The 17,624-nt window shown below is 55.3% G+C and carries 19 protein-coding genes; 2 read left to right on the top strand and 17 right to left on the bottom strand.

The window, feature by feature from the left end; all coding sequences use genetic code 11:
- Nucleotides 1-3: 3 nt before the first annotated feature.
- The 17 genes from F5984_RS24465 to F5984_RS24385 form a co-directional block, all read right to left on the bottom strand.
- Complete coding sequence (locus tag F5984_RS24465) at nt 4-546, bottom strand: Pycsar system effector family protein (protein ID WP_019990933.1); 543 nt, start codon at nt 544-546, stop codon at nt 4-6.
- A gap of 14 nt (nt 547-560) precedes the next feature.
- Nucleotides 561-1,559 (bottom strand): adenylate/guanylate cyclase domain-containing protein, encoded by a 999-nt coding sequence (locus tag F5984_RS24460; protein WP_019990932.1) that lies wholly within the window; start codon nt 1,557-1,559, stop codon nt 561-563.
- Nucleotides 1,556-2,326 carry an adenylate/guanylate cyclase domain-containing protein gene (locus tag F5984_RS24455; RefSeq protein WP_019990931.1) on the bottom strand — a complete coding sequence of 257 codons (771 nt, stop codon included), beginning with the start codon at nt 2,324-2,326 and terminating at the stop codon, nt 1,556-1,558. The genes F5984_RS24460 and F5984_RS24455 overlap by 4 nt, the downstream gene beginning before the upstream one ends.
- Before the next feature lie 247 nt (nt 2,327-2,573).
- Nucleotides 2,574-4,388, bottom strand: coding sequence for an efflux RND transporter periplasmic adaptor subunit (locus F5984_RS24450; RefSeq protein WP_083940631.1), 1,815 nt, complete (start codon nt 4,386-4,388; stop codon nt 2,574-2,576).
- Entirely contained in the window at nt 4,378-5,802 is a 1,425-nt protein-coding gene (locus tag F5984_RS24445) for an efflux RND transporter periplasmic adaptor subunit (protein ID WP_027303339.1), read from the bottom strand. Before F5984_RS24445 ends, F5984_RS24450 begins: the two co-directional genes overlap by 11 nt.
- Nucleotides 5,780-7,090, bottom strand: coding sequence for a TolC family protein (locus F5984_RS24440; protein WP_019990928.1), 1,311 nt, complete (start codon nt 7,088-7,090; stop codon nt 5,780-5,782). The genes F5984_RS24445 and F5984_RS24440 overlap by 23 nt, the downstream gene beginning before the upstream one ends.
- The gene (locus tag F5984_RS24435; protein WP_019990927.1) at nt 7,041-8,984 is read right to left on the bottom strand and encodes an efflux RND transporter permease subunit; all 1,944 of its coding nucleotides are present in this window, start codon (nt 8,982-8,984) and stop codon (nt 7,041-7,043) included. The genes F5984_RS24440 and F5984_RS24435 overlap by 50 nt, the downstream gene beginning before the upstream one ends.
- A gap of 10 nt (nt 8,985-8,994) precedes the next feature.
- Entirely contained in the window at nt 8,995-9,624 is a 630-nt protein-coding gene (locus F5984_RS24430) for a class I SAM-dependent methyltransferase (protein ID WP_019990926.1), read from the bottom strand.
- Nucleotides 9,605-10,948, bottom strand: coding sequence for an efflux RND transporter permease subunit (locus tag F5984_RS24425; RefSeq protein WP_019990925.1), 1,344 nt, complete (start codon nt 10,946-10,948; stop codon nt 9,605-9,607). Before F5984_RS24425 ends, F5984_RS24430 begins: the two co-directional genes overlap by 20 nt.
- Nucleotides 10,949-11,025: 77 nt before the next feature.
- Nucleotides 11,026-11,238, bottom strand: coding sequence for a heavy-metal-associated domain-containing protein (locus F5984_RS24420; RefSeq protein WP_019990924.1), 213 nt, complete (start codon nt 11,236-11,238; stop codon nt 11,026-11,028).
- A 91-nt stretch (nt 11,239-11,329) separates the two neighbouring features.
- Nucleotides 11,330-11,857 carry a Spy/CpxP family protein refolding chaperone gene (locus F5984_RS24415; protein ID WP_019990923.1) on the bottom strand — a complete coding sequence of 176 codons (528 nt, stop codon included), beginning with the start codon at nt 11,855-11,857 and terminating at the stop codon, nt 11,330-11,332.
- A 38-nt stretch (nt 11,858-11,895) separates the two neighbouring features.
- Nucleotides 11,896-12,477 carry a helix-turn-helix domain-containing protein gene (locus F5984_RS24410; protein ID WP_019990922.1) on the bottom strand — a complete coding sequence of 194 codons (582 nt, stop codon included), beginning with the start codon at nt 12,475-12,477 and terminating at the stop codon, nt 11,896-11,898.
- Between the two features lie 57 nt (nt 12,478-12,534).
- Nucleotides 12,535-13,011, bottom strand: coding sequence for a DUF3347 domain-containing protein (locus F5984_RS24405; RefSeq protein WP_019990921.1), 477 nt, complete (start codon nt 13,009-13,011; stop codon nt 12,535-12,537).
- Nucleotides 13,012-13,064: 53 nt separating this feature from the next.
- On the bottom strand, nt 13,065-14,543 hold the full coding sequence (locus tag F5984_RS24400) for a multicopper oxidase family protein (RefSeq protein WP_019990920.1): 1,479 nt from the start codon (nt 14,541-14,543) through the stop codon (nt 13,065-13,067).
- Nucleotides 14,544-14,556: 13 nt separating this feature from the next.
- Nucleotides 14,557-15,000, bottom strand: a complete 444-nt coding sequence (locus F5984_RS24395; RefSeq protein WP_019990919.1) for a 5-fold beta-flower protein — start codon at nt 14,998-15,000, stop codon at nt 14,557-14,559.
- Nucleotides 15,001-15,022: 22 nt separating this feature from the next.
- The gene (locus F5984_RS24390; protein WP_019990918.1) at nt 15,023-15,883 is read right to left on the bottom strand and encodes a DUF2911 domain-containing protein; all 861 of its coding nucleotides are present in this window, start codon (nt 15,881-15,883) and stop codon (nt 15,023-15,025) included.
- A gap of 214 nt (nt 15,884-16,097) precedes the next feature.
- Nucleotides 16,098-16,544 carry an HYC_CC_PP family protein gene (locus tag F5984_RS24385; RefSeq protein ID WP_019990917.1) on the bottom strand — a complete coding sequence of 149 codons (447 nt, stop codon included), beginning with the start codon at nt 16,542-16,544 and terminating at the stop codon, nt 16,098-16,100.
- Nucleotides 16,545-16,719: 175 nt separating this feature from the next.
- Here F5984_RS24385 and F5984_RS24380 point away from each other — a divergent pair, with 175 nt between their 5' ends.
- Nucleotides 16,720-17,076 (top strand): four-helix bundle copper-binding protein, encoded by a 357-nt coding sequence (locus F5984_RS24380; RefSeq protein ID WP_019990916.1) that lies wholly within the window; start codon nt 16,720-16,722, stop codon nt 17,074-17,076.
- Between the two features lie 116 nt (nt 17,077-17,192).
- Entirely contained in the window at nt 17,193-17,534 is a 342-nt protein-coding gene (locus F5984_RS24375) for a DUF6660 family protein (RefSeq protein WP_019990915.1), read from the top strand.
- The last annotated feature ends 90 nt before the right edge of the window (nt 17,535-17,624 follow it).

The raw sequence follows: 17,624 nt of genomic DNA, 5'->3' as shown, positions 1-17,624 counted from the left end.
AGCTCACAGCTTCAACCAATCGAAAATTAAATGGGAGCCATAGAGCAAGTTCAACAGAATAGTAATAATTGAGATGCGTACCGCAGTTTTAAACCAACGATGTTTGTTTAAAGCAATTCCTGAGTTTACAAGTATCTGATTGATAACGTTCAGGTCCATTGGGGAGGGCTGGTAAGGAACGGGTTGCTGGGTCAGTTCACCATACAGTTCGATAAACTGAGAGGTGGAAAGCTTAGATACATCCCCAAAAAACAGTATGTTGATGCTCGTCTTCGCACGGGGCCAGTCTTGAACACTTATTTTTGAGGATTTCAGGATGGTGGAAAGCTGAGGAGTAAATGATATGATGGCGAGTAGGCTTGATGTCGCCAGCAGCAGAACGTTGACAGTAACAATTTCGTGAGGCAGGATATGCCAGGCTTGTAGTAGCCCGAAGATAGCGGCTCCGTTGAATGCAGTTAATGTAGCATTCTTTGTTTCAGCGTATTTCAACCAATCATTCACGTTGGCGAAAATAATTTTCAAGTCGTCACTCATGTAATTCATAATTGCAATACTGATTATACCCAAACAAGACTTGCACCGTACACTTTACCGCTAAAATTCGGAATCTTGACTTGCTGAGGTGTCCACCAGCCTTTAATAATGTCGTTTGCTCCGGTATTATGAGCTTTATACCCATTATAAACAGATTCTGTGATAAGAATAGACTTTGTCGTGGTTTTTATTTCCAATATTCCGAAACTTTCCAATTCGCCAGGAAGATGATTTAGTTTACTGTATGCATCTGACCACCATAGATTTCTAACAAACTCATCCGTTGTAAATTCCTTCTCAACCTTTTCCGGAATCGGCTTTGGGGATTGGAGTAACTTGCCAAGTGTTGGGGAGGTATAGCCGTAGCCCAACAAACCTCTTCCCAAAAAAGACTGAATGGCTTTATAGGCAACTTTGACCTTGGATTCCTTGATGTCCTTGTTTGCCAAATCCGTTAATTTCGAGGCAATGTTTGCCGGTTGCCCCAGCCAGACCAAGTTACGTGTTGAGTTACGTTCTTCCCCTCTGCGATACAGTCCTGTTTTTAGAACAAGCATCTGCCCGTAATCAATACCGATGCCGCATTTGAACGTGATCGTAGGGAATTGCCGGTTAATATCCTGAGCGACCATATTCATGGTAATTGCACAGTGAACCGCCGAAGTGAAACAGGCTTCTTTAGGAAAAACAACCATGATTCGGTCGCCAATAATATTCCTCACTCTTCCGCCATGATACTCGGCAGCCTTCATCATTCCTTTCGTGAAGGCAACATAGAGCCGCCCTAAGAATTCCGGATGGTGTTTGTGCGTGAGGCTAATCTGTGTCGAATTACGTATGTCGATGTATAGAACGCAAGTTTCGATCTGCTTGGCGCGCTTGGTCTCTCCATATTCGAACGTTAAATCATCGTCATCAAAACTGGGGACACTTTTCGTGTTTGAGACAGTAAACTGAAACCCTGTATTGATTATGTCTGCAACATCGCTGGATATTTCAATGACAGCATCTTTTGCGCTCATAAATGTTGAATGTGCTTAATGTGATTGAAGTCAACTCCTTTTAAACTTGAAATAATTGGTTGGCTGCCCGTACATATCCAATTACGATGGTTGTAAACCGGCAGCTTTCCTATCTCTATAAGATGCTCTATGCTCTGGTCAACTAATGATCCACTGTAATACGTAATTGAGTTGTCACACGAAATCGATTCAAGTCTGTAGAGTTCGGTGACCGGCTTACCAATGATTGTGTACTCAGGATATTGTGTACTCTTATTGCGGTAGTATCGAATCTTACCAGCGTGTAAAGCGATTTTGGAAAAAAACTTCGTATTGGTTGTCAGAACAATAGTTTTTAATGAACACGCTAACGCTTTGATAATAGCATTACTTGTAGTGGGCTTAAGGAATGGAGGCCCGAAAATTGCAATAATACCATCGCCCATGATTCGGTCAATTTCACCTCCATGTTCGTAGATGATTGGAATTAATCGTTCATAGTAAGCATCTAAAAAAGTAGATAAATCCTCCGAAGAAAGTTGTGCGTACCGGGTTGAGAACGAGCAGATATCAATGAACAGCAAAGCAACATCTGCGTCGGAACCCATATCAAAATAGGTCTCAAACTCTGGCCCTAATCGGTTCGAAATAGTAAGAAACGCTTTTTCTAAACGGTCTGGATTAAGCGATTCCTTGAGTAGAAAGGATGACACATCACCTAACTTAGCAATCTCGCTTTGTGGCTTGTACCGCTTATGAAGTGCCTGAACATGAGCAAGGTTTGGCATAGGCTACGTGGATTAACTGACAATCTTTGTAACAAACTTTTGCGATAAAAAAGTTACAGCCATTATACATATTTACTCCGACATGCTGAACACTACCTTTTTCAAAGCACCCCCGGACTGAAAGTGGGCGTTTTATGTTAAGTATTTCTACCGAATTGCACAGACGCATGTAGCTCTAAAATGAGCACGGCGGAAACCATTTTCAAGGGTTGCCGCCGTGCTCATACCAAGTGAACCCAACTATAATTTAGCGAATCTCCTCCTTGGTTTCTCCACAGGTCAGCATCTGATCGCCAAAATAGGGGTTGCGAATCGGTTTTTTGTCGCTGAGCCAGTAACTGCCCTTGTTGTTCAGGGCCATCGGGCAGTACTGCCGGTAGATGGGTTTGTCCGTTACGCCGAATGCCTTGACGCTACGGTATAGCGCGTCTTCAAACCCGGCGTAGGCAGTACGTTGTTTGTCGAGATCGTTTGCGCTACGCAGGGTTTTCAAAGCTCCATTCATGGCGTTCAGGTACGTCATCCAGTCCGTGTGGGCTTTTCCTTTCAGTAATAGCATATCCACGCCGGTGAGAGCTTTTTCAACGCCAGTGGCTGCGGCTTTGGCCCCAGACGGGTTAGACGCTACCAACGCTTCGGTCAGTTTCAGCGACGCTTCATACACACCCGTTAGCTGCTTCTTAAACGCATCCGGTGCACCATGCGATTGGGGCGTAGCCGATGCTTCCGCTCTCGGGGCCGGTGTCGGATTGGCTTCCGTGTTTGCGGTAGATTTAACCCCTTCGCTTAAATCAGCCGTGATGGGGTTAATGCCTTTCTTTAAAATCAGCTCGCTGTAGAGCAGGTACGCCCCGGACATGGCCACCGACTCGTCGCCCGTCAGCCCGCTCGTGATGGCAACCTGCTGGTCGGTTTCAGTGCCGGTTTGTACCCGGCGCGGCTGAAATGTACCGGGGCCCTTCTGCACGAACACCACGGCTCCCCCGCCCGCCCGCACGACGGCATCGACGGGTAGCATCAGCCCCCGCTGTACGCCGTGCCGGAGCAGTACCCGCGCCTGCTGACCGGGCTGGAACCGCCCACCGGGATTCGGAAGTACAGCCCGCATCACCAGCACCTGGCTTCCGGCCCGGTACTCGGGGTTGATAAACGCTACCCGCGCGGATAGCCGCTGCCCCTCGCTGCCCACCACGTCCACCGGCACCTGATCGCCAACCTTCACGTACCGGGCTTCACCGGCGTATAGTTCAGCTTCAACCCAAAGCTGGCTTAGGTTCACCAGCCGGTACAGCAAGGTTCCTTCGCCCACGTACTGGCCCTCACTGGCGGCAATTTCGGTAACGGTACCGCCTGCCGGGGCTACAAACGGGATGCGCGGCTGCACCGTTTTGGTGCGGGCCAACTGCACGATTTGTTCGGGAGTCATGCCGTAGAGCCGTAGCTTCTGTTCGGCAGCCCTTCGGAAGTCGTCGTAACGGGGTTCCTTCAACTCCTCCGCCTGCCGAAGGGCCAGTAGGTACTCCTGCTGTTGCGTCAGCAAAGGCTCGCTGTAGATTTCGTACAGAACCTGCCCTTTGCGGACTGCCTGACCGGTCTCCTTAACGTATAAGCGTTCGATGCGCCCGGCTACCCGGCTGCTGATGACGTCGGTGAGCTGCTCGTTGGCGGCTAAGCGGGCGTTCAGCACGGTGCTGTTGCCGATGCTACCCGACGCTACTGGCTGCACCACCACGTTGGCAAGCTGCATCTGGCTTTCGCTCAACATGATTTCGCTGGCTGCCTCACCGGTTTTTACCACCGGCACCAGGTCCATGCCACAGATAGGACACGTACCCGGTTTATCCTGCACAATTTGTGGGTGCATCGGGCAGGTATAGGTCGTTTGCCCACCCTCGCCTGTTTCGTGATTATGGCCGCTATGATCGTGGTCGCTCCTGGCTACGGCAGTTGAATCGGCCTGTTGGGTGGTCTCGCTCCCCCTTTGCCGACAAGCTGCCCCAAGCAGCATCAGCCCGGTTAACGCTCCGTATAGCCATCGGTTAAGTATGACGTTATTTCTCATTAGACACGTTGACAAAGCTTTCGCTATCAATTAAAAACTGTGCGTTGCGGGCCACCGTCTGCCCGGCATCAAGGCCGCTGGCAATGGCTACGTAGCCATCCGTCCGGGGGCCGGTTTCAACCCGCACGGGCCGGAACGTATTGGGCGTATCGCCCTGTATAAACACCACCTGCTGATTGCCGAGGTCGAGCACCGCCGTGGCCGGGAGCCACAACGCATCGATCCGTCGGCCCCGGATGGTAGCGCGGGCCAGTTGCCCCACGCGCAGGTTACTGCTACCGGGCAGGTACGCCCGAATGGTGACGAACGGGCTACCGCCTTCAATGAACGGTACCACGAAATTCACCCGTGCCTGTCGGGGCGGTTGCCCGGTCTGGTCAAACGAGACGGTCAGCGCATCGCCGGGTTTGATGCCGGCTGCATCGCGGGCGTAGAGCCGGAACTCGGCCCACAACCGACCAGGATTTACGACCCGAAACAGAGTTTGGCCGGTCTGTACGTATTGCCCCTCCCGAATGAGTAGTGAACCACCGATGGCCCCGCCCCCGGTTGGGGGAGCGGGCTGGCTGAACGTGATTTCGTCGGTGGCGGACGGGGTCATCCCGCCCCCTCCACCCCCCATGCCGCTACTGCCCATACCAGCCCCTCCGCCACCGCCCATACCTCCGGCAGCAGGCGTTGGTGCGGCAGGCGTAATCGTGTTTTCCTCCACGACGTACCCGTCGTAAGGGCTGTACACGGCCAGCGAATAGCTGGGCTTTCGGCTACGTTGCAGGTCGGCAAGCTGCGCGTCGGTTACGCCCAGCAGCCGGAGTTTTTGCTTCGCCGAGGCAATCAGGGCGGTATTACCCGCATCGGCGTCGAGCAGGTAAAGTAGTTCGCGCTGGGCCGTCACGATGTCGGGGCTGTAAAGTTCCAGCAGCTTCTGTCCCTTGCGGATTGGCTGATATTGGTAGCGCACGTACAGCTTCTCGATCCGTCCGCCGAAGCGGGCCGGAATGGAGTAGAGCCGACGCGTATCGTAGGTAACGAGGCCGTTGGCTTCGGCCTGCGTGGGCAGACTGCGCGCTTCGGGCTGCACGGTGGCCATGTTGGCGACCACAACCGAATTAGTCGGTTGCAGCAGGGCTTTGAGTTCTTCGCTCACCGTAAGGCTGTCCCCCCCCGTGCTGGCCTTTTTCACCAGATCCATGCCGCAGATGGGGCACGTACCCGGCTCCTTCTGTACGATTTGCGGGTGCATCGGGCAGGTGTACGTTTCCTCGGTAGAAGTGTGGCCGTGCCCTTCGTGGCCCGCAACGTTTGGATTGGCAGGGGCCTGGGATTCTTTATTTTCTGTCCCCCGGTTGCAGCCTATCAGCAGCGTAATGGCCAGCAACCCGCCGAGAGCTTTATTTCTCCAGTTCGCGTTCATATTGGACGATCATGCGGTAATACTCCTGTAAGCGCGTCAGGTAATCCATCTGGGTCATGTTGAGCGTCTCCCAGGCGTCGATCACCACGGGCAGGTCGGCCTTGTTCTGCTCGTAGGCAATGAGCTGGGTGTCGTAATTCTTCCGAAGCGTCGGAATGACCCGCCGTTCGTAGTTTTCTAACTGAGTACGCATGTTTTGAAGGTCGGTGAGCATCTGAGCTACCATGCCCTGCGTTTCGATGAGCATCCCCTCCCGTTCGTAGCGCATAGCCGCGATGTCCTGCTGCATCCCTTTGATTTCCGCCTTGTACATCCGCGAGGCCCACGGCACAATCGGAATCGAGATCATGCCCATCAGCGTAAACTGCGTGGGCATCATGCTCTTCACACCGGCGAAAGGCTGCATGTGGTCGAAGCGGACGCGGAAGTCAGGCCGGGCCTGCGCCCGCTGCGCTTCAATGCCCGCCTGCATACTCAGGATTTGCCGGTCCATGCGCAGAATGTCGCTGCGCCGACTGCCGATTTCTTCTGTCGTGGGCAGGCCGGTCGTGGGTGGGGCCGGGCGGTACGTGGTATCGATCTGCAACGGGTCGCCTGTGGGCCGGTTCATCAGCGTGTTCAGCCCAATGCGCCGACGGGCAATCTCGGCCTCGGTCATCGTAACCATATTGTCCAGCTCATACAGGCGGCCTTCGGCCTTGTAGATGTTGCCTAAGCTGCCCTGTTGATATGGATAGCGGATGTCGGCCAGCTTCTTCATTGTTTGCAGAATGCGCCGGTTCTCGGCCAGCACGCCCCGCCGTTTTTCCAGCACCAGCCAGTCGAAATAGAGTCCTTTGGCATCCTGCCGGAGTCGGTTGAGCGTGACGCCCCGCCCGGCTTCCTCCACGGCCGCTTTTGATTCCTGATACACCCGCGTAGCCCGCTGTTTGACCGGGTTGGGAATGTCTTGTTCGACCGATACCATGCCGTAACCCCGGTCGCGGTCGTCCATGACCATCTGCGCCGGGTAGGGAGCCATGAACGTACCTATGCCCACCATCGGAGCCATCCAGCTCCGCGCGCCCTCAGCGTAGGCGCGGGCCGCAGCCGCCCGGCTCCCGAACGGCTTCAGCAGGGGGTTGTTCTGATCAATCCGAATCAGTACCGTATCCAGCGACAGCACCGGAACCGGCCCGGTCGGCGCGGGCGATTGCCCCCAGGCCGCGCCCAGCAGGCCGACCGCCAGGAGCCCCCCGTTAATGAGACGCTTCCAGTACGTCGAGCTTACCGAATTTCTTGAGTTCATATTCTTTCGTCATCAGAAAAATCAGGGGCGTCACCAGCAGAATGTGTGTCGATGAAGTCAGTACACCCCCGATCATGGGTAAGACAATGGGCAGCATCACGTCGGAGCCAACGCCCGATGCCCACAGCACGGGTACCAGCCCGAAGAGAGCCACCGAGACGGTCATGATCTTAGGCCGGAGCCGTTTGGCCGCCCCGTGAATGACCGACTCGCGCAGTTCGTCGAGGGAGATGGTCTCGCGGGAATTGCCCCGCCGGGCCACCAGTTGCTTCATAGCATCGTTGAGGTAGATGACCATCACCACGCCCGTTTCCACGGCGATGCCGAAGAGCGCAATGAAGCCCACGGCCACCGCTACCGACAGATTCACGCCGTAGAAATAGACCATGTAGGCCCCGCCGATGAGCGCGAACGGAATGGTAATCAGGCTCAGAAAGGCTTCCCGCGCCGAACCGAAGGCCAGATAGAGCGAAAGGAAAATGACGACCAGCACGATGGGCGCAATCAGCAGCAGAGTCCGCTGCCCCCGGATGAGATTTTCGTACTGCCCGCTCCATTCCAGATAGTAGCCATTGGGCAGCTTGAGGTCGCGTCCTACCTTGTCGATGGCTTCCTGCACGGTACTGCCCAGATCGCGGTCCCGCACGTTGAACATCACCGCGCCCCGGAGCAGGGCGTTGTCGGAAGTAATCATGGGCGGGCCGTCTTCAAAGCGTACCGTCGCCACCGCCGAGAGGGGAATCGTACCGAACCCCGCCGTGGCAATGGGAATACGCCGGATGCGCTCGACCGAGTTGCGATAATCCTGTGCCAGCCGCACGTTGATCGAAAACCGCCTGCGCCCTTCGATGGTCTGGCCGATAGGTGAGCCGCCGATGGCTGATTCAACCACGCCGTTGACGTCGTCTACGGTCAGCCCATAACGACCCAGCGCGTCGCGGTTCACGTCCACGGTCAGGTACTTGCCGCCCGTAACCGGCTCCACATAAAGGTCTTTCACGCCCGGTACGCCTTCCAGTGCGGCCTTCACCTGCTCCGATACGGCGTAGATGCTGTCCAAGCTCTGCCCGTGTACCTTGATGCCCACGTCGGTACGAATGCCCGTGGCCAGCATGTTGATGCGGTTGATGATGGGCTGCGTCCAGCCGTTGACCACGCCCGGAATCTGCAACTTGGCGTCGAGTTCGTTGATGAGGTCTTTTTTGGTCAGCCCCGCCCGCCATTCCGACTTGGGTTTGAGCATGATGATGGTCTCGATCATGCTGATTGGTGAGTTGTCGGTGGCCGTCGAAGCCCGGCCCGCCTTGCCCAGCACCTTGTCCACTTCCGGCACCGACTTGATGAGCTTGTCCTGCACCTGCAAAATGCGCTTGGCTTCGGCGTTCGACACGTCGGGCAACGTAACGGGCATGAACAAAATACTTTGTTCGTCGAGGGGCGGCATGAACTCGGAGCCCAGACTCAACAGCATGGGTACGCTGACGGCCAGGGCCAGAATATTGATGCCGATGGTTGTCTTGCGCCAGCGCATTACCCAATGAATGAGTGGCTCGTAGATGCGTTCCAGAACGCGGGTTATGGGGTTGGCGTGGTCGTCTTTGAAGCGGCCCTTCATGAAAAAGGAGATCAGCACCGGGGCCAGCGTGACCACCAGCAAGGCATCCACCAGCAGGATGAACGTCTTGGTCCAGGCCAGGGGGTGAAACAGTTTGCCTTCCTGCCCCGTCAGCAGGAACACGGGCAGAAACGACGTAATGATGATGACCGTCGAGTAAAACACGCCCCGCGAGACCTGAAGACTCGACCGCTCGATGATCGCCAGCCGCTCTTCGTCGGGGATGTCGACGTAGTTTTTATGGCCAAAGCCAAAGAAGCGTTTTAGATTCTTCCACATGAGTTCGCTTTCAGTTTTGCCCTTCTCGCTGAAACGAGCAGAAGAGGAAGTTCTGGCTCGTCTGGAAAGGGGTGATATGGTTTTCAGTTAGGCACCGGAGTTTGCGGAAGCCCCGCGTTAGTTCATCGGTCAGCGCCTGTTCGCTGTAGCGACGCACAGGCAGACCGCTGCACTTTTCGGGGCCATTTTCCGAAAAGGTGCCGATGGTAACGTACCCACCCGGTACTACGCTCGCCCGGGCCGTCGCTACGTAGCGGTTAATTTGCCCACGAGTCGTCAGAAAATGAAAAGCCGCCCGGTCGTGCCAGAAATCGAAGGGTTGAACCGGTGTGTAGGCGGTAATGTCGCTTACAATCCATTCCACCCGGTCGGCCCGGTTGCCCAGCCGCTCTTTGGCCCGTATCAGAGCCGCTTCACTCATATCCAGGACGCTGATGTGCTCGTAGCCCTCATCCAGCAGGAAATCCACCAGGGTGCTGTCCCCGCCACCGATATCAATGATACGCGCCGATTTGGGCAGTTGAGCCTGTTGAATAAAAGCCAGCGACGTAGCGGGAATAGCCTGCGTCCAGCTTAGCTGGTCAGCCTGCTTTGTACGGTAAATGGCTTCCCAATGGTTCTTAGGTACGTTCGCTTCCATACTCTTCAACGGGTTTAGAGGTGACCGAGGAAACTTTCGATTCATGCTGTCCGGCGGTCAGTTCCGCCTGCCGCACGGCCAGGTTCTTATAGGCATTCTCGGCCATGATGATGCCGTTGTCGACGATGACACCAATAGCCAGCGCAATGCCCGTCAGGGACATGATATTGGACGAGATATCGAAGGCGTTGAGCAGAATGAAACTGGTGGCAATGGTGATCGGAATCTGAATGATGATGCTGATGGCCGACCGCCAGTGCAGCAGAAACAGGATTACGACCAACGACACGACAATCATTTCCTCGATGAGTGTATGAGTGATGGACGCGACCGACTCCTGAATCAACCCGCTGCGGTCATAAACGATGTTGAACTTTACCCCGTCGGGCAGTCCACGGGCGACCTCTTCCATCTTCTTTTTGACGTTGCCGATGACCTCGTCGGCGTTTTCACCGTAGCGCATCACCACGATGCCGCCCACAGCCTCGCCCTCGCCGTTGAGGTCGAAGATGCCCAGCCGGGTCTCGCCCGTCATCTGCACCGTCGCTACGTCGGCCACGCGCACGGGTACGCTGCTGACGGTCCTAAGCGGTATGTTCTGAATCTGCTCCACGGATTGCAGATACCCCGTCGTTTTGATAATGTAGCCGATGCCGCTCAACTCGAACTTGCGCCCCCCGGCTTCGTTGTTGTTGGCCCGGATCGCGCCAATGACCTGCGGCACCGACAAACCGTAGTAGGTTAGTTTATTGGGGTCGAGCGTGACCTGGTACTGTTTTTGAAAGCCGCCAAAGGACGCGATTTCGGCCACGCCGGGTACGTTCTGAAGGCCGAACTTGACGTACCAGTCCTGCACGGCCCGCTGCTCGCCGAGGTCCATGCCCGGTGCGTCAAGCGTGTACCAGAGAATATGTCCTACGCCCGTTCCGTCGGGGCCGAGCGTCGGCGAAACACCATCGGGCAGCAGCCGGGCCGCGTAGTTCAGGCGTTCCAATACCCGCTCTCTGGCCCAGTAAACCTCCGTGTCGTCGTTGAAGATGACGTAGACGAAGCTCATGCCAAACATCGACGTACCGCGCACGTACTTGACCTGCGGCAGGCCCTGTAGGTTCGTTACCAGCGGGTACGTAATCTGGTCTTCGATAAGCTGCGGGGAGCGGCCCATCCACTCGGTGAAGACGATCACCTGATTCTCCGAGAGGTCGGGAATCGCGTCGATTTTACTGGTTCTGACCGAGTAGGCTCCCCAGCCAAACAGACCGGCGGCAATGAGCAGCACCAGAAACCGGTTCCGAAGCGAAAATTTGATTAAGCCTTCTATCATCTGCCAGGTTGTTTTGGTGAAGGCGGCAACAAAAAAGCCGCCCGGTGTGGCGGCTTTCGGCAGAACGTAGTGTCCACTCAGGACAGTGGTTCGGCCTTGAAACCCGCCTGCTGAACGGCCTGTTGCACGGTTTCGGGCGTGGCCTCCTCCGTCGTTACCGTCAGCACTTTATCGGGGTTTTGCGTGTCCACCTGCCAGTTGCCGTCCCCAACCGTCTGGTTTAAAAAAGGCGTCACCGTTGCCACACAGCCCCCACACTTGATGTTGGTTTTGAGTTTAATTGTTTCCATGACTGTTTACAGGTTTGTCTGAATTACCCTGCAAAAGTCGCTACCGGGCCGGGTCGGTGCATTACACAATTCCGGCCCTCTGTTGCAATTTTTACTTCGTATAGCCCCGAAGCCGATTGTACTGGTTTACCTGTTCTACCGCCAATATTTGTTTGGCTTTCAGGTGTGCGTCGAGGTGGGTCAGCCGAAGCTGCCCCTGAAGCTGTGCCAGCTTCTCGACCGTCGTTTGTACCGCTTCCGGCGTAGCCTCATTGGCCGAAAACAGCCGGTTCAGGGCGGTTTCCTGCTCGACAATCTGTTTGCCGAGGACCACGGCCCGCTCGTGCATGACGTTGTAGGCCATTTGCATTTGGGCTTTTTGGGTGGCGGTTAGTGCCAATTCCTTTTCCAGTTCCAGTACGTGCATCGGTCCCGGATACCCGTTTAGTTCAGCCGCTTTGGCCAGGCCCATGCCCCGTCCGTTGAGGTAGCCGCTAATGTCTGCTTCCGACAGGGTTTTAATGGTCCGGCCCGCTTCGGCCTGATAGGGTGATGTGTGGGCATTGTGCTGGGCCACTACGTTGAAACCGGTTACGCTCAGCCAGATGGGAAGCGAAAGCCGAATGAATAAGGATACCATTTTATAATCGTTTAACGTGGTTGTCAATCATATAACAGTCAAATCCAGTCGATGGAATTGCGATCATTGGTATTCCGGCTGCGGTAGGCAGCCGGTGTCAATCCTGTGATTTGTTTGAACTGATTGGTCAGGTAAGCCACGCTACTATACCCTAACTGACGGGCAATGTCGCTAATTGATATTTCGTCGTAGCTGAGCAGTTCTTTGGCCCGCTCGACCCGCTGCATAATCCAAAACTTTTCAATGGTCAGATTCTCAGTTGTAGAAAACAAATGGCTCAAATGGGCGTAATCCATTCCTACGTTTTCAGACAGGTAATCTGAGAGCGTTGTCCGAAGCTCGGCTACCCGTCCGCCGTGAATCAGGTCGATGATCAGCGTCTTAACCTGATTTACCACCCGGGTTGTTTTATCAGTTAGCAACGCAAAGCCATGCTCCTGAAGCATAGGGCCGATAGTGGTCAGATCTATGGGCAGGCGAGCGTCGCCCCGGTCGTCAATCACGGCCCGGCCCAGTTCAATCTGGGATACGGTATAACCAAGTCTTTCCAACTCCCGGCGCACTACCCAGATGCAGCGGTCGCAGACCATATTTTTAATATAAATTTCCTGTTGAGCCATCGCTGATAGAAGTTCCCCGGAAGCAGTTCTGTCGGCTGCTTCCGGGGTGATTTAGGGTTAGATCTCTTCTTTCACCGACCCGCACTTCAGCATCTTATCGCCGTAATAGGGGTTACGTACCTCACGCTTGTCGCTGAGCCATGACGCGCCCTTGCCCTCAGCGGCCATCGGGCAGAACTGCACGAACGTTTTGGCGGGTTTAGTCGCTTTGGCCAGCGCAATCATGCTGGTCGATAAGCCTTCAAACGCTGCACGCTGCGTATCAACGTCGTCGGTCTTGCTGATGGCAGCGGCTTTGCTTTTGGCGGTAGCCAGTGCCTTTTTCTCGCTGGCAGCGAGTTTGGCGGCATCGACTTTACCCAGTGCGGCTACTAAGGTACTGGCCCCGGTTTTGGCTTTGGCCCCGTTAGTTGCCACCAGCGCATCTTTGACGCCGTAGTAGGCCGTCAGGGCCGGGGTAGTGTTCTGGGCCGCAGCGGTCAGCGAAACGGTCAGCGCAGTCATGGCTGCAAGCAGGAAACGAGCGGTTTTCATGGAAATATGACTTGTTGGTTTTAGTGAAAAATTGACAAATTCAGAAGCGCAGATTAGCTCACGCTGTAGTTGAGCATCATGCCGTCGTCTTCGTGTTCGAGGTTATGGCAGTGGAAAACAAACAGGCCGGGCGTGTTGAACTGCGTCAGAATCCGCACCCGCTCGCCGGGCATGACCAGGACCGTATCTTTCAGGCCCTTCTCGGTGGCGGTGAGGGCATTACGGCCTCCAGTGCGGCTCAGCACCTGAAAGAATGTACCGTGCAGGTGCATGGGGTGCGGCTCGTCGCCCGCGCTATTGTCGAACTCCCAGATTTCGGTGGCACCCAACTTTACCTGCTCATCCACCCGGTTCATGCTGTACACCTTTCCGTTGATGGTGTGCATCCCCTTCATGGCCCCCATGTTCATGCCGCTCATGGCTACCCCAATATTGAACGTGCGTGTTTGTGTAGCGGCACCGGCTGATAGCGTGGGAGCAGTACCCAGCGAAGCAGGCAGTCGAAACGGCTCGGCTTCTGTGCGGTTAACGACAAACCGAAGGATGTTGAAGCCCTGACGGCCCTGCGCGGAGGCACCACCGAATGGATTGCTCCGCAGAAAGACCTCCGTGCCGACCGTTGCTTTGGAGAAATCGACCAGCAGGTCGGCCCGCTCACCGGGAGCCAACAGCAGGGAGGTCACCGATTCGGGAGCCGCCAGCAGCCCCCCGTCGGTCCCGATAAGCCAGAATGGGCTATCGTTGCTCAGAGCCAGGTTGTACAGACGACCATTGGAGCCGTTGACGATTCGTAATCGGTAAAACCGGGTAGCGACGTTATGGAGGGCACCGGCCACGCCATTGACCGTCACGGTTTCCCCCATATACCCCATCATCACGTCGTTCATGGTGGGGGCGTAGGTGGGCGTACCGGTCGCATCTAAGCGTTTGTCCTGAATGACCAGCGGCAGTTCGTAGGCCCCTGAGGGTAGGCCAAGGGCTTTCTCGGCGGGTGTTTCGACGATAAACAAGCCCGCCAGCCCCTGATGCACCTGTTTGGCGGTTTTCTCGTGGGGGTGTGGGTGATACCACGCCATCGTAGCGGCCTGATTGAGCCGAAACGAATAGGTGAACGATTGTCCGGCGGCTACCATCTGCGTAGGATGACCATCCATTGCGGCCGGCACCAGCAGGCCATGCCAGTGGATGTTGGTTTTCTCGGTCAGATTATTCTGAAAGCGCAGACTGACGTCGGTACCGCTGCTTACCCGAATGGTAGGTCCCAGCACCCCTTCGCGGTAGCCCAGTACCCGACCAGCTTTTCCCTTAAGCATTGATTCGGTGGCGGCACGGGCCGACAGCGTGGTGGTGCCGTTTACGGTTTCGGGAAAGCGCAGGGGCGTGTCGAACGGTAGCTCGTTGATTGTTGGAGCCGTTTCGGCGGCATCCATGCCACTCATGTCGTGCGTGTTGCAGCCCGTCAGCAGGGCCTGACCACTCAACGTAGCGACCGTACCCAGCCCGAGGGTTCGGAGAAAGTGTTGCCGATTCATCAGAATAAAAAAGTTAGTGCTTGTGGGTGTGGCCGCTCTGAAAGCAGTGCAGTGCACAGGCCGTTCCCTTCAAGTTGTCGTGAACATTGCCAATCTTCTCCCCTTTAGCGTTGATAATGTCGCAGGTAGGCCCGTCCACATCGTTGACGGTAAACAAGAGTTGCCCCGTGGCATCGTAGTAGGTCTTACCATCTTTCCCCATACGCCCCATTTTTTTGCCAGTCCTGGCATCGACCAGATTGCCCTGACCGTCCACAAAGGCGAGCTTCTGCCCGTTGGCGTCTTTGATAATCTGATCTTTAGTGACCATACCGATGGTTTTACCACCGGCATCCCGGACTAACCCCTTGGCATCGATGGTCATGGGTTGCTTGTAGTTCGACTGCGCCACCAGCAGCATAGGCGTCAGCACCAGCAGGAAGAGTAGTGTCGTTCGCACGATGTTATTCTTGTGCATGAGATGGGTTGTTTTAAAGGGTTTAAAGTTTCTTTTCCCATTCGGCAATGAGCCGGTTGTTGAGCGTGACGTAGTCGTTGAACTTCTCTTTTCGGGCCGCTTCTGCCGACAGGCGAGCCGCATTGATAGCTTGTTTGTAGTCGCCAGCACGGGCCAGCAGCTTGGCCTGAAGGTGGAGGTAATTGAACGCGGGGTTCAAGGCCACAGCACGAGAAGCCCAGGCCAATGCCTGCTTCGTATCCTTTTCCTGATCGAAGTAATAAAGAGCCGCCTGGTAATACAGACCGGGCTTATCCTCCTTTTTGACATTGATACGGTTTAAAATTTCAGCCGTAATCCGGTCGTCTGCATTGCTGACTAAGGGGAAGCGTACCGACGTATTGGCCCAGAGTAGATACAGGTTGGCCTGGTTGCGGACGATGTCGCCTACCTCAATGGTGAACGACTCATAGAAGCGCTGCGAGGAGTCGGCTTTAACCACAAACCGCATGACATCATTTTTGGGGTCGTAGCCATCCAGCCCGTGCCCGCCTACATGGCTGTTAAGCACAACCGTCCACTCCATTCGGCCGGGAATGGTAAACAGGGAGTAGCTCCCGGCTGGCAGGGGTTTGCCCGCCAGCGTGACCGGGTCGGTCAGCGTCAGGATAGTCGCGTCGGATGCTCCCGTGCGCCACAGTTCACCATAAGGTACCAGTCCGCCGAAGATCACGCGCCCCCTCGCAGCGGGGCGGGAATAAGCAATGGTCAGGTCGGTAAAGCCGATTCGCTGCTTCACCGTAGCTGGAGGGCTGGGTTCCGGAAGATTCAGTTGCGCCTGAACAAACCGTGGGGAGATTAGCAGGGCCAGCAGGCAAAAGCCTACAAGAAGGGGTGTACGCATAAGAGTACAGTGCGCCTGAATGACCGCAGGCACTCGGTGTTAACAGGAGTTGATCGGGGAAGCAGGAGAACAGGGCTGGGACAAACTTGCCCACTATTGGCCCGAAAGCTGAAAGGATGTGCTGAACCAGAAATGGGCATACAGCAACACCAACGGCTCATCCTCGACCGTTACAAAGAGGGGTCAAGGATAAGTCGATTAGGAAAAAGGAGGCCTAAATCAGCCAGGTACAAAGGGAAATCTGCCGGAAACGCCCCGTTCGATGAAGCGGGGTTTCGGCCGCCGGCAGCGGAGGTTCAGCGTTGGGAACCACCAGGAGTGCTGCCAGCAGGAAATGAAAAGCAGAATTAGGTATAAATTCTGCTGTTACCGGAGCCGGGAGAGGGTGGTAATCGGCCACGAAGCTGCTTACATCGAGGTGTTCATAACTCAATGTCGTCTTGCAGCAGGCCTGCTTCTTCACGACCGGGCCACTGGGTGTCGTAGTCGACCCGTCTTCTGACTGACAGGGTTTAGGACACACCTTGGCAACTGTCAGCAGCGACTTCGAATGACCGCGCATCTGGCACCAGTGCTCCACCATACCAAAGCCCGTGCTGGTAAGCAGGACCAACAGGGCCAGCCAGCAACAGACGATACGGGTATAGAGGGGTGCTCTCATCAGGATACACGATTACGGGAACAAAGGTAGTGGCTTTCGTGAATAGATACTTTACAGGATTATTCGGGTGTATTACAAAATTTATGGAATAAGGTCAAATCCTGATTCTATGGCCTCGTCCTTTTAACCTATTGCAGACTACTCAGTTAAATCGAAAACCAACTTTTCTCAACGAATGGCAACGACCTTAGCACCTCAACAGTATCAGGCTTGTATTGAAGCCTGTCAGGACTGCGCGGTTTCCTGTGATGCCTGCGCCAACGCCTGCCTCCACGAGCAGGACGTACAGATGATGGCCCGCTGCATCGAACTGGACCGCGACTGTGCCAAACTATGTTACACAGCAGTTTCGTTTATGGCTTCGGGCAGTGGGTTTGCCCAGCAGGTCTGTGAACTGTGCGCCCAAATCTGCGAAGCCTGCGCCGAGGAGTGTGAAAAACACGCCGACCACATGGACCACTGCCGGCAGTGCGCCGAAGCGTGTCGGCGGTGCGCCGAGGCCTGCCGAGCTATGATGGGAATGTCGGCTTGACACGCAGGTATGAGTAAGGACTATAGAAGCCGTACCCCTGAAAAGTGTGCGGCTTCTATAATTCAGCTTTCTTTTTGACTCCCTGTTGCACAAGTTGTTTACGTACCTTTGCCGCCGTGAAGTGGCTCACTACCCTACTGGCCCTTTATCTGCTGGCCCTTTCGCTGTGGCCCTGTGCAGATGAACCCCTGCTTACCAGCGAGCAGGCCGGGTCGGCTGTGGTGTCGGCATTGGCTCACGACTCGGAGCGGTCTCAGCACCACGAACACGATACGTGCACGCCGTTCTGTACCTGCGCCTGCTGCGCCACGACGATTACCGTAGTCCCCCGCTTCCAGTACACCCCTTCCACCCCGGTCGAGACGCTATTGACCTTTGTCGCTGCATTTAGCGACGCGCCGGAACATCCCCTCGACCCAATTACGGCCATCTGGCAACCCCCCAAACACCGGGTCTGAACACCCTTCGCCGTTTGCGATGGACTGCTTTACTATGCCCTAACCAGCGTAGTTAGGCGGTCTGTGCGCGTTCGGCAGCTTCCTATTGTC

Source organism: Rudanella paleaurantiibacter, assembly GCF_009184635.1.
In the GTDB taxonomy this organism is placed as follows: domain Bacteria; phylum Bacteroidota; class Bacteroidia; order Cytophagales; family Spirosomataceae; genus Rudanella; species Rudanella paleaurantiibacter.
The sequence above is the reverse complement of the archived record's forward strand: the minus strand, read 5'-3'. Positions and strand labels throughout refer to the sequence as shown.